Origin of the sequence: Spirosoma terrae, from assembly GCF_010435915.1 — a bacterium.
GTDB classification, from domain to species: domain Bacteria; phylum Bacteroidota; class Bacteroidia; order Cytophagales; family Spirosomataceae; genus Spirosoma; species Spirosoma terrae.
In genome coordinates this window covers 100,305-113,089 of the sequence record NZ_JAAFZH010000006.1, presented here as the reverse complement: position 1 = coordinate 113,089, position 12,785 = coordinate 100,305, and the positions used below count along the sequence as shown (strand labels likewise).

The following is a 12,785-nucleotide window of genomic DNA, read 5'->3' as shown; positions in this document are numbered from 1 at the left end:
CTGAAATGACCAGGTCCTTGATTCATGTAAACGATAGTAAACCGTGACAGTATCAGCTCCTCGCAAAACCAGAAATCGCTTTCGCTCTCGTAGTCCTTTTGTCAGTCCACAATGGCTGAACAAGTTCCTGATCATTCTTTCACTTGGGTTGTTTTCCTGCTCACTGACTGGACAGCTATTGGGGAAATTCTACTTCTTTGAACTGTTTAGCCATTTTGTGATCCAGTATGAGTGGGTGGCATACGGCTTGCTGGGACTTTGGGCGCTCTATTGGGTTATTTTTCGCTATCTGACAGCGTGGTCTGTTGGTGCCGCTTTGCTGGTAGGAATTACGGCTTATGGCAATCACACCGCCTGGATGCCGGGCGATTATGCTCCCGACCGACCGATAAAACGAGGTGAAGTACGCGTTCTTCACGCCAATGTGCTTTACTCGCGGGAGGAATACGTAACGACGGTGGCGATGGTGAAAAAACAGCAGCCCGATCTCTACGTACTGCAGGAAATGACGCCCGATCCGATTCGATGGGTAACCAGCCAGCTACGTAGCGAGTATCCGTATTGGTTTGCCTGTCGGTCGAAACAGCAGGTCTGGACGCTGGTTGGCAGTCGGACCAGGTTCAAGGTCGACGAAGCGCTCGCCCGACGGCTTCACATTATCTCCTTAGAAACAACGATTAACGGAAAGCCGGTTGCGTTGCTGACCGTGCATCCGCATACGCCGGTTTATCCAAGCTGGTTCCGCGAGCGGAATGAGCAATTAGCGTATTCGGCAGATAAAACGAGAACGAATACGTTGCCTACGCTATTGATCGGAGATTTCAATATCAGTATGTTTTCGCCCATTTATGCATCAATTTTTGAACCAGTTAATGCGCCAAGACCACTTATCAGAGCACGACGCGACAAGACGCAACCGACCTGGCCACGTTTCCTGCCGCCCATGATGATTCCGATCGATCACGCATTCGTTAATGATGGGTTTAACGTATTGTCGTTTCAGACGATGGATCAAACGGGTTCCGATCATCGGGCCGTTGTAGTAGACCTGGATCTGCTACGTCGTTAATGATAGTAAAAGCATAATAATTACGTCACACTCAGGTAAAGAACAGGCCCTTCCTTTGGGGAACGAAAGTGCGCAATTAACGGTCTGTTCATGCTTATTCAAAAACATTACCTGTCGGCAGCAGCATTGCTGGCTCTTTTTGTAGTATCTGGCTGCAAAAACGAAGATAATCCCAACACCCAGCCTACCAGTGAGGTAGTGCTGAAAAACCAATCCGTAACGCCGATTCTCGCTAAAAAGATGACAGGCTTTGAAAGCCTGGAGCTATATTCACTCATTGGTAGCGACGATAAGCTGGATCAATCGCCGAACTACATATTTGGTGGATCGGCGGATGGAGCGGGTATCCTCAAAAATACCGATGGTACGTATACCATGCTGGTGAACAACGAAGATAACTTTGCCGTGTCGCGTCTGACGTTCGACAAAACGTTTAAACCCGTTAAAGGCGAGTATATCCTCAATTCGGATGGGGCACAGTGGCGGTTGTGTTCGGCTACGATGGCAACACCAGAAGAACACGGATTTGGCCCTACCTTCCTGACATGTGGTGAAAGTGGTCAGGAGTCAAGAACGCATGCAGTTAATCCACGAGCGGATGCTGGTTCGGCCAGTATTTCTAAAGAGGTAGCCGGACTCGGTCGCTGGAGTGCTGAAAACGCCGTTCCACTGCCATCGAAAGCGTATGCCGGTAAAACAGTTATTGTGATTGGTGACGACGATTCGGATACGTACGGTGGACAGGTTGCCATGTACGTATCGAATACGGTGGGCGATCTGGAAAATGGTACGTTGTCGATGTTAAAACGTACTGACGGCAACCAGCGAGAAATGGATATGAAAGTCGGTACGAAATATCCCGTTGAGTTTACCAGGATCGATAATCACAAAACATTGACCGGTGCGCAAATCAATGGTAAAGTAAACGATCTGAAAGCCCTTAAGTTTGGGCGTGTTGAAGATGTCGACTATGGCAAAGGGAGTGATGCGGCTAAAGCGCGTGAGGTTTATTTTACGGTGACGGGTCAGAACAATACGGGCGTCAATGCGGATTATTCGCGTTCGAAATACGGCCGTGTCTACAAGCTTACTTTAGACGCAACCGATCCAGCCAAAGGTTCACTGGAAGTCCTGCTGGATGGCGACGACCGCAATGGTGTGGCTAAAACGTTTGAAGATCCGGACAATATTACCGTTACGGAGAACTATGCCTATATTCAGGAAGATCCAAACGGTTATGGCGATGAAACACACGATGCTTATATCTACCAGTATAATCTGAAAACGGGTGAGCTGAAACCGGTGCTGATGATCGATCATCGTCGTAACGAAGCCGATGCGGCGAAATACAACGTTGGTGGTACGTCAAAAGTAGGGTCTTGGGAAATCAGTGGTTTGATCGATATTTCTGATGCGATTGGCATTCCTAATACATTCTCGGTGGGTATGCAGGCGCATACCTGGACCGATGCCAGGTATAAAAAGGCCGATGGTGGTTCGAAGCGCCCCGACGAAAGTCAGGGAAGCCAGTTGTTGATCATAAAAGGACTACCCCGTTAATCATCAGTTTCAGTATTTCATAGCCTGACTGGTAATTGCCAGTCAGGCATTTTAATTATTGGCTTACGTAGCTGGTTTTTCGATGAACGAACCGGATACGTAGCGGAAACAATAGGTTTATGATTTCGGAACCAGTACGTTCAGAATCAACCACAAAGCCGACCCCCCCGAATGCCTGGTGGATCGTGTTCGGTGTGGCGGCTATCTTTTTGGGGATTGGTATTTATGGATTATTTCGTCAGAATCCAACGCCACTACAGCTCGTTCAGGCCCAATATCTGAGTGATATTAGCCGCCTTGACTCATCTGCTCGCCAACTTCAGCGTTCCATTGCCAGTAAAAAATCGGTACCGGACATTCAATCTACGTTTCGCCAAACGCGACTTGCTTACAAACGAGTCGAGTTTCTGGCTGAGCTGTATAACCCTGAGACCGCTAAAAGTATCAACGGACCCAACATTCCTGAAGCCGACGAAACCGATAAGCGTATCGATCAGCCAGAGGGCTTACAAGTACTTGAGGAGTTGTTGTTTCCCTACGATCCGGCGCAACACGACGAGACCGTTAAGCAGGTGGCTATACTGGTTTCGAACGTAGGACGGTTAGCGAAGGTGGCAGCCAGCAATGAAATGACTGATAGCCACGTATTTGATGCAATCCGTCTGGAGGTGTTTCGGGTCATGTCGTTGGGTATTACCGGCTTCGATTCGCCGATCATTCATCATTCGTTACCTGAATCCGCCGAAGTGCTACGTAGTCTTCAGCGGCATGTAGCTTTTTATCAGTTAGGCAGTACGTCGCCTGATCTTGCCCAAAAGCTGGACGAAACGTTTGTTCGTTCCGTTCAAAGGTTGACCCAAGCTCCTGATTTTAATCGATTTGATCGATTAACGTTTATAGCCCAGCAGGCCAACGTATTGAGTAGCCTGTTGCTGGCTTCGCAAAACGCATTAGGAGTTCCTGTTTTCAACGAAAGCCGCTTTTTGTCACCGTCGGCCAGGACGCTCAACGATGTAGATGCATTCGATGCCAGTTTTTACACGAAGAACACCGACGATCGGCCAACATCGGGCCGGGTAGCGCTGGGGAAGCTGCTGTTCTACGATCCAATCCTGTCGGGTGATGCTAAACGAACCTGCGCTACGTGTCATCAGCCAGATCGTGCTTTTACGGATGGAGAAACTACTAGTCTGGCAGTTGGGGTGAACGGTCAGCGCGTTAGTCGGAATGCGCCTACGCTTCTAAATGCCTCCTTGCAGGCCGCTCAGTTTATGGATTCTCGGGTGGCTTATCTGGAAGATCAGGCAAATGACGTTATCTCGAATGAGGTAGAAATGCATGGTTCATTACCGAAGGCCGTCAAGGCTTTACAGCAACAAACAACGTATCGAAAGCTATTTGATGAAGCGTACCCTGGGGGTGTAAGCGAGCATTCCATCAAAAATGCGTTGGCCAGCTACGTTCGTTCCCTCACGAGCCTGGACTCGCGCTTTGATCAATACTTACGGGGAAAATCAGTCCTGCTGTCCGATGAGGAAAAGCTAGGCTTTAACCTGTTCATGGGTAAAGGACAATGTGCTACGTGTCACTTTTTCCCGCTTTTCAATGGAACCGTGCCACCGGCATTCGCCAAGTCAGAAAGCGAAATACTGGGAACGCCATCGGCACTTAATAGCCAACGACTCGACACCGATTCCGGAAAGTTTAAGACGACTGGTATGGAGCTCCACCGGCATGCGTTCAAAACACCATCGATACGTAACGTAGCGTTAACCGCACCCTACATGCACAATGGCATCTATAAAACACTCGACCAGGTTATTGACTTTTATGATCGGGGAGGGGGTATCGGCTTGGGTTTTTCGGTGCCCAATCAAACCTTGCCTGATACGAAACTAAACCTGACGAAAGCTGAGCAGCAAGCCCTTGTTACGTTCATGAAGGCACTTTAAAATTGGTTGGGGTAAAGGGTTATTTATACGCTGTGGGGAGAGATAAAATTTTCACCTTTAGCGCTTACATGTATTGACTTTGTGATGCAAAGTACTTTTATTTGCTATCGCTAAATAGGTTTTCTTGAATTGATAACTGTATGTATGCACTGAGTGATTAGCTTGTCTCAGACAGCATCCTGCTGTTTGGGCATGTGTATAATTGGCAACTCACAACAGCGAAAGAAGTCCATTTATTGGCCGTAAACCCAACACACAGTATCAGATAAGCCAGCCAGGAGTGCCAGTATTCAGGAATCATTTTGATGCCGTGAACCCTATGGTTATGACAGCTAAAAAGTGTACCAGTTTGCTTAAAAACCCTGTAGAGCAGCGTGATTTATGATTTTTCTTGTATGAACGAAGAAATCCTGTTAAACATCGACAAGCCCAGACGGCTGGAACAATTGTACCGGAACGATAAGCCCGGCTTTAAAACGGCTTTTAACGCTCTGTATCCACAATTGCGGGACAATCTGCTGGCCGAAGGGTGGTATCAGCGGCTTAACTACGGCTCTGACGACCTGAGTTGGGGAACGCCTGAAGAGCGAATTTTTATGGTAGGGGGCTCGTTGCTGGCCGCCTTTCTGGCTAAACTCCCTGCAATGCTTTCACTAAACAATGAATTCTATTACACACGTAATATTGGCTTCATCGTTTTTCCGATTCTGATTGCCTATTTCGGCCAGAAAAATACGATCTCCTGGAAAACAGCTGCCTGGCTGGGCGGACTGATGCTGCTCGCGATTGGATATATCAACTGGCTACCCCAGAGCAAACCCGACGATACGTTGAATTTAGCCTGTATCCATTTGCCCCTGTGCTTGTGGTCAATGGTAGGCTTTACGTTCGGAGGTGGCAAGGTGCGGGCTGGCGAAAAATGGCTGGGTTTTCTACGGTATAACGGCGATTTGCTCGTAATGATGGTTTTGTTGCTGATAGCAGCAGGGATTACTACGGCCATCACTATAGGCTTGTTCGAGCTGATTGGCTATCATATTCAAAAAGTCTATTTCAACTACGTCGTGATTTGTGGGCTGGCAGCCGTTCCTATTGTAGGAACCTTTCTGACCCAGGTGCAGCCAACGCTGGTCAGTAAAGTGGCGCCGGTTATTGCTAACTTGTTTAGTCCGGTGGCGCTGGTTATGTTACTGATTTACCTGGGAGTTATGATTTTTTCGGGGAAAGATCCTTACCATGACCGGGAGTTTCTGCTCCTGTTTAATGGACTATTAGTTGGGGTGATGTCGCTTATTTTCTTCTCAGTAGCGGAAACGACCCGCAAAAATTTGGCGCAGGTTGCTGTACTGTTTCTATTGTCTGTGGTGACAATTCTGGTGAACGGCGTTGCGTTGTCGGCCGTCGTATTCCGAATTTCAGAATGGGGAATTACACCCAATCGGGCAGCTGTTCTGGGCGCCAATGGGCTGATGCTCGCTCACTTATTGTATATCTGCCTGAAGCTCATGGGAGCGCTGACGCGAAAATCCGATCTGGCGCTGGTGGGTAAATCGGTGGCTATTTTCCTGCCGATCTATAGTGTCTGGTGTGCAATCGTTACCTTTTTATTCCCAGTCCTGTTTGGCTTTCGGTAATGAGTAAGTAGGTTGATTTTGTCATCGTCAGCATCCTGCTGACGGAGCCGACGGCTAAGTGCAGTTGCCTAATTGTCCGCTAACGCGACTCCGCCAGTAGGATGCTGACGACGACAAGCCAGGCTACGTTTGCCCACAAAAACGGGGTCAGTTTCACTACGTATCGCATCAACATACTACGTAGTAAAACTGACCCCGTTTCGGAATCAAAGGAATTATTTCGACGCTAAATGCGCGGCAACTTCGGCTAAACGCGTAGCATAGCCCCATTCATTATCGTACCAGGCTGCTACCGATAGCAGATCGCCTTGTTTAGCCGTCAGCGGCAGGTCAATGATCGATGAGTGCGAATCAGCTACGATCCGGTTCGATGCCCATTCGCCTTCCAGTACGTCCATTACATCCTTCAGTGGGCCTTCAGCAGCTGCTTTCCGGAAAGCCTCGTTGACTTCGTCAACAGACGGATTCTTTTCGGTCAGCAAATTCAGTTCGGCAATACTGCCGGTACGTACCGGTACGCGATAGGCTTTACCCGTGATCTGCAAATCAGGCCAGATGAATTTCAGCGCTTTGGCAGCACCAGACGACGATGGAATGACGTTCTCGGCAGCGGCCCACGAATCGCGACGATCCTTCATCGGCTGGTCGGTCAGCGATTGGGTATTGGTATAGGCGTGAACCGTTGAGAACAGTCCTGCTTTAAGCCCGAAATTATCCTTAATGATTTTCACTACAGGAGCCAGTGCATTGGTTGTACAGCTGGCCATGCTGATAATCTTATGTTTTTCTGGGTCAAATGTTTCCAGGTTGATACCTTTCAGCAGAACCGCATCGCAGTCGTCCAGCGTTTTGCTGGCAGCACTGATCAGTACGCGTTTAGCACCCCGGTCAATATGTGCCTGAGCCACCGAACGTACTGTGGCACGCCCCGTACAGTCAAGCACAAGGTCAACGCCTAAAGCGCCCCAATCTGGAATCTCTTTGGCCGAGTTAAAATACGGAATGTCGCGGTCACCAATTTTCAGATGACCTTCGGTTCCGCTAACCGGCTCATGCCACCGACCGTAGTTGGTGTCGACCTCAAAAAGAGCGGCCAACGTCGATTCGTCTTTAATGTCTGCAATAGCGACAGGAGTGAAGAGATTGTCGCGTAACGCGATGCGGAGGGCCGTACGACCAATCCGACCGAAACCAAACAAAGCAATTTTGCTCATAGTAACTGATTGGTAAGTGAGGAGTAAAATACCAGGGAAATGATCCTGGCATTGAGACTAGCTCAATTGGACAACACACTAAACAGAATACCAGTTTCAAAAAAATAGTATAATAATCATTCGGTGAAGCCGGTTCTAGGGAACACTTTTTAGGTTTCAGCAGTCTATCTTTATACAGACCCCATTGCTACCACTTTATGCCATTATTTGTTATCGTTCGTCACGGACAATCCCAATGGAACCTGGAAAATCGGTTCACGGGCAATGTCGATACGCCACTGACCGATCTGGGTCGGCACGAAGCACGGGAGGCCGGTGTGTTGTTGAAACAGGATCGCTTTGGAATAGGATTTACATCCATGCTGCAGCGTGCTATCGAAACAATGGATATTATACTGCAGGAAACCGGTCAGGTCGATCTGCCGATTGAACGTAGCGCGGCCCTGAATGAACGGATGTATGGCGATCTGCAGGGGATGAACAAACACGAAGCCGAAGCGCGATTTGGCGCTGAGCAGGTATTTCGATGGCGACGTGGGTATGCTGATCAGCCGCCGAATGGCGAAAGCCTGGCCGATACGTATAATCGGGTAGTACCTTATTTCGAATCGGCTATTTTACCTTGTCTGCAAGCCGGAAAAAATGTGCTGGTGGCGGCTCATGGCAATAGCCTGAGAGCTATGCTGATGCGACTGGAAGGAATCAGTCCGGAAGATATAGAAAAGGTTGAACTGGCTACCGGTATCCCCCGGCAATACAATTTTGATCCAGCAACAGGTCGTTTTGACTTATTACCAAAATAGAAACTGACCTGTAGCCCGGACGTGGACGTCCGGGTGTACCATTCGGATTAATTCAAGCCGATACAATTACACCTGGCCGTGGACGTCCAGGCTACGGCTTACTCATAACCTCAACCGTATTCAACTCCGGCCCCCCGCCGTGATTGGCTGACCCGGCAACGATATAGATTTTTCCGTTGTAGACGACTGCCTGCGTGCCGTGACGGCCTTCTTTGAGTTTCGGGCCCGATGTCCATTGGTTGGTTTTCGGGTCGAGTGCTTCGGCTTCGTTATGAGCGAGCAGTTGCGGACTTTCGCCACCAATAATCCAGACTTTTCCGCCCTGCGTAACGGCTGTTCCACCGGCCCGTTGCGTTGGAATATTTGAACTGGCGGGTAGGGTTGTCCATTTTCCTGTTTTGAAATCATAGACATCGACCTCGGCAATGGTTGTTTCCAGGACTTTATTAATACGTGCCGTTGAATTGCGTCCACCGGCCAGATAAAGCTTATCATCAACAACAGCCGCTGTAATGTGATCACGGGTGCGTGGCGCATCAGCGAGTTTCTTCCAGGTATTGGTTTTGGGATCGTATTCATCGAGCCATGCTACGTGTCCATCCCAATGTCCGTCTATGATACCACAAGCCAGATAGATTTTATTCTTGTAAACGACAACCCCCGCCGAGCCGCGCAGCCGATCTTTCGGAATTTCGGGGCCTTTACGCCATTCGCCTTTTTTGGGATTGTAGATGTATATGTTGGGAATAGGTGTTTCGTGGGGGTATTTTCCTTCAAAAGCACCCATAACGTAGATCTCGCCGTTGTAGTTAATGGCCTGAAAGTGATTCATTTCCACGGGGGGAGTTGGCAGCCGCTTCCACATCAACGTCTTTAAGTTGAGTGCTTCCAGCGGTTTCATACCCCGACCACCAATGGCATACAGGCTGTCGCCAACCAGTGCAGCCGCATTTTCATGCCGTTTTTCGCAGGTATTCTGGGGCGTAACGGGTTGCCATTCCTGAGCGTACGTGTTCAGGCCGCTCATCAGCAGGCCAAAGCAATAAAGTAGACGGGAGTTCATACTATTAGTTAGAGGAGCTAAGGGTTTAGACAAAAAAGAGGCTTATTAGTGATTACTTCGCTTTATATCGACACTGCGTATTATCGGATTTAACGTAGTATGATTTGTAGTTCAGTGCCTTTGGATCGGTACAGCCTTTGAGATTCAGCACTTCAACACTTTTAAAATCAATAGGATGGCTTTCGGCCTGAAGCGCAATGTAGCCTTCGCCCAAGGGTGTATTGGCTCGTTTGATCCAGTATTCGGCCGCTTCTTTACTAAAATGCCCGGCATTCCAGTCGTGATCCTGACTGACAAAGCCACCGCCAACCTCTGGTTTTTCGTAGGTCAGTACCGTGTCTTTCCCAACCAGATGATGAATGATAGAATCGCCCAGTACAATCGCCGATGCGGTTACCCACTGATCGCCGTCATACGTTTTCGAATCAGAATCGATACAGTGTTCGGCCCGAAGTTTACCGTTCATATACACCTGTGTGCCGGGCGAGCAGAGGTTAGCCGTGTGGCGCTCGCCTTTCCCTAATCCACCCAGCATTTGTAACTCCAGGGAGACAGGAAACGTCTGGTCGAGCGATAAACTGGCGGCCGATTGTGAATGAACCATAACGCCACTGTTACGGACATTCCAGGAGTCGCCCCCCGGTATTTGGTTTCCCACAAATCGGTACGTAAACCGGACTACGTAGTATGAGAAAGGGGTTTTGTAATACATGTGGCCGTATTTGCCATCAAACGTTTTATACTGATCGTAGGCGATACGTAGTAGGCCATTCTCGACCCGAAAGGTATTTTTATAGTTGTCGTTGAGCGGTAAACCGGCAATTTTGATGTCCCAGTCGCGCAGGTCCTTTCCATTGAATAGTTGAATCCACTCCTGTTTATCAGGTTTCGATTGGGCGATAGCAGACGTAGCGCTGGCTAACAGCAATAAAAAGACAAACGAACGTAGTACTAAAGTCATGGGAGAAGTTTGGTCGGAAACTATACAAAAAGACGGCTAAAGCGTAATTGCTACTGTGTTAGCCTGAAGAAATTGCTGACGTTAAGCTAAATGATGGAATGGAGTCAAAAAAGAAAACACCGTAAGTAGGTGCTCACGGTGTTTTCTTTAGAAATTAGTTTGAGATTCTTGACCAACAGCCTTGACTAGACAATTGACTAGAATAACTTAAGCGCCAGTGTAACCTGCCAGGAGTTTAGTCGCTGGCTGAATCGTCCGTAATCGTTCTGGATTTGGGCAATGTCGGTTAGGTTACCTTCGTAGCGCACGTCCAGCCCAAAAGCACCAATATCGAGGCCGCCACCTACCTGATAACCATAATAGGCCTGCGACCAGGCATCACTCAGCGTACCATTCGTGTATTGACGTACTGCTTGCCCTAAACTTTGGTTGTCGTTAATCCGGAACGAAACAATGGGACCGGCCATAACCCGGATTGGTCCACCTTTCACACCCAGCAAAAGGGGAACATCAAAACTCGTTACTTTCACCGTAACATTTTCCGTAGCACCATTACGAATAATATTGAATGAACCCGCTTTGGTTGAATACAGTAATTCGGGTTGAATGAATAAGTTTTTCCCAAAACGAGTATAAAGCCCGAACGAGGTGCCGGTTTTAGTATCCAGACTGGAACTAAAATTATCGCGGAGAGTTTGCCCGTCGACACCTACCGATGGAGAACCATTTGGGTTTGTTCCTGTCTTAACAAAATCCCCAAAGCTTAACTTCGATAGGTTGACTCCTCCCTTGATTCCAATCTGGAACTGAGCAAATGTCAGGGCCGGAAGTAACGTAAATGCAGCAATAATGAGGCTCTTTTTCATAGTTGGTTGTAAAATAGATGAACCATTGGGTTAAACGAGAATTCGATAAGGAGGGTATGAATTGCCAACTTATTTCGAGTAAACGGCGTTACGTATAGGGGCAATTGTCCGACAATAACGATGCCGTTTTGGCAACAATGTCCCTTGGATATATAGACAGCGTCAACGTTTAACAGACCCTGCGTTTTTTTACTTTATTTCCGTTCCTGCTCACTGCTAATCGAAACGATGGCTAAGTTAAAAACCACTTATTTTTGTCAGAATTGTGGACACCAGTCGGCGAAATGGCTGGGTCGTTGCCCGTCGTGTGGCGAGTGGAATACGTTTGTTGAAGAGGTTGTTCAGAAAGACGAACCGGAACGTGGCGGATGGCGTAATCCATCGTCGGGGCCGGGTGGCGTCAAAGTGGCCGCCAAACCCAAGGCTTTGCATGCCATCAATTACGAAGAGCAACCCCGTATCACCACCACCGATGCCGAACTAAACCGGGTGCTGGGCGGTGGGATTGTTCCCGGATCGCTGGTGTTGATAGGCGGAGAGCCAGGCATTGGTAAGTCTACGCTGTTGTTGCAGATTTCGCTGAGTCTCGCCGGAATGCGCGTGCTCTATGTATCGGGCGAAGAAAGTGAACAGCAAATAAAAATGCGGGCCGAACGCCTGGAAATTCCCCAGAGCGATTGCCACGTCATGACCGAAACCTCTACGCAGAACATTTTCAGAGTAGTTGAGCATTTTGAACCCGAAGTGCTGATCATCGACTCCATTCAGACGATGCAGTCATCGCTGGTCGAGTCGGGGGCGGGGAGCGTATCGCAGGTGCGTGAGTGTACGGCCGAGTTTATGAAATATGCCAAGGAGAGCGGAGTACCGGTATTCATGATTGGCCATATTACCAAAGAAGGGTCGCTGGCAGGGCCTAAAGTGCTGGAACACATGGTCGATACCGTGCTGACGTTCGAAGGTGATCGGCACACCACGTATCGAATCCTCAGAACCACCAAAAATCGATTCGGCAGTACCGACGAACTGGGTATCTACGAAATGCTTGGTTCGGGGCTACGTCAGGTAACGAATCCATCGGAAATTCTGATTTCACAGCGCGACGAAGCCCTGAGCGGAGTGACGATCGGGTCCATGCTCGAAGGAAACCGACCGCTGATGATCGAAATACAGGCGTTGGTGAGCGTGGCTACCTATGGAACGCCACAACGTAGCAGCACCGGATTCGACGCTAAACGACTGAATATGCTGTTGGCTGTTTTAGAAAAACGGGGTGGTTTCCGATTAGGCCAGCAGGACGTATTTCTGAATATTGCGGGTGGCTTGCGGGTAGAAGATCCAGCTATCGATCTGGCCGTATGTGCTGCCGTTGTGTCGAGTTACGAAGATATTGCCATACCGCCGTCAGTGGCGTTTGCGGCTGAGGTCGGTTTGGGGGGCGAAGTGCGGGCGGTGAGCCGTATCGAATCGCGCATTGCCGAAGCCGAAAAGTTAGGCTTCAAGCAAATTTTTATTTCCAAGTTCAACATGAAAGGGCTGGATACGAGAGGATTTAAAATTAGTATCAAGCCCGTATCGCGATTGGATGAAGTTTTTCAGGGCGTATTGATGTAAATGATACGTAGCAGATGGGCTACTAGCCCCATCTGCTACGTCTGTTCGT

Annotated in this window: 11 protein-coding genes; 7 read left to right on the top strand and 4 right to left on the bottom strand. The window is 48.7% G+C overall.

Annotated features, from left to right (window positions below):
• Window positions 1-43 precede the first annotated feature (43 nt).
• The 5 genes from GK108_RS31485 (at window position 44) to GK108_RS31395 (ending at window position 6,445) form a co-directional block, all read left to right on the top strand.
• On the top strand, window positions 44-1,069 hold the full coding sequence (locus GK108_RS31485; RefSeq protein WP_163949960.1) for an endonuclease/exonuclease/phosphatase family protein: 1,026 nt from the start codon (window positions 44-46) through the stop codon (window positions 1,067-1,069).
• A 90-nt stretch (window positions 1,070-1,159) separates the two neighbouring features.
• On the top strand, window positions 1,160-2,629 hold the full coding sequence (locus tag GK108_RS15305; protein ID WP_163949955.1) for a hypothetical protein: 1,470 nt from the start codon (window positions 1,160-1,162) through the stop codon (window positions 2,627-2,629).
• A 119-nt stretch (window positions 2,630-2,748) separates the two neighbouring features.
• Complete coding sequence (locus tag GK108_RS15300; RefSeq protein ID WP_163949951.1) at window positions 2,749-4,581, top strand: cytochrome-c peroxidase; 1,833 nt, start codon at window positions 2,749-2,751, stop codon at window positions 4,579-4,581.
• Between the two features lie 395 nt (window positions 4,582-4,976).
• Window positions 4,977-6,215 (top strand): hypothetical protein, encoded by a 1,239-nt coding sequence (locus GK108_RS15295; RefSeq protein ID WP_163949948.1) that lies wholly within the window; start codon window positions 4,977-4,979, stop codon window positions 6,213-6,215.
• Between the two features lie 101 nt (window positions 6,216-6,316).
• Window positions 6,317-6,445, top strand: coding sequence for a hypothetical protein (locus GK108_RS31395; protein WP_262887424.1), 129 nt, complete (start codon window positions 6,317-6,319; stop codon window positions 6,443-6,445).
• On the opposite strand, the gene GK108_RS15290 is transcribed toward GK108_RS31395, so the two are convergent.
• Window positions 6,431-7,429 carry a type I glyceraldehyde-3-phosphate dehydrogenase gene (locus tag GK108_RS15290; protein WP_163949944.1) on the bottom strand — a complete coding sequence of 333 codons (999 nt, stop codon included), beginning with the start codon at window positions 7,427-7,429 and terminating at the stop codon, window positions 6,431-6,433. The genes GK108_RS31395 and GK108_RS15290 overlap by 15 nt on opposite strands.
• Window positions 7,430-7,626: 197 nt before the next feature.
• Here GK108_RS15290 and GK108_RS15285 point away from each other — a divergent pair, with 197 nt between their 5' ends.
• Entirely contained in the window at window positions 7,627-8,232 is a 606-nt protein-coding gene (locus tag GK108_RS15285; protein WP_163949941.1) for a 2,3-bisphosphoglycerate-dependent phosphoglycerate mutase, read from the top strand.
• A gap of 91 nt (window positions 8,233-8,323) precedes the next feature.
• Here the strand turns inward: GK108_RS15285 and GK108_RS15280 are convergent, their stop codons facing one another.
• The 3 genes from GK108_RS15280 to GK108_RS15270 form a co-directional block, all read right to left on the bottom strand.
• A complete protein-coding gene (locus GK108_RS15280; RefSeq protein ID WP_163949938.1) occupies window positions 8,324-9,295 on the bottom strand; it encodes a Kelch repeat-containing protein in 972 nt (323 codons plus the stop codon).
• Between the two features lie 52 nt (window positions 9,296-9,347).
• The gene (locus tag GK108_RS15275; RefSeq protein ID WP_163949934.1) at window positions 9,348-10,256 is read right to left on the bottom strand and encodes a 3-keto-disaccharide hydrolase; all 909 of its coding nucleotides are present in this window, start codon (window positions 10,254-10,256) and stop codon (window positions 9,348-9,350) included.
• 197 nt (window positions 10,257-10,453) lie between these two features.
• Window positions 10,454-11,122 carry a porin family protein gene (locus GK108_RS15270; protein ID WP_163949931.1) on the bottom strand — a complete coding sequence of 223 codons (669 nt, stop codon included), beginning with the start codon at window positions 11,120-11,122 and terminating at the stop codon, window positions 10,454-10,456.
• A 228-nt stretch (window positions 11,123-11,350) separates the two neighbouring features.
• Between GK108_RS15270 and radA the strand changes: the two genes are divergently transcribed.
• On the top strand, window positions 11,351-12,736 hold the full coding sequence (radA, locus tag GK108_RS15265) for a DNA repair protein RadA (protein WP_163949928.1): 1,386 nt from the start codon (window positions 11,351-11,353) through the stop codon (window positions 12,734-12,736).
• Window positions 12,737-12,785: the final 49 nt, after the last annotated feature.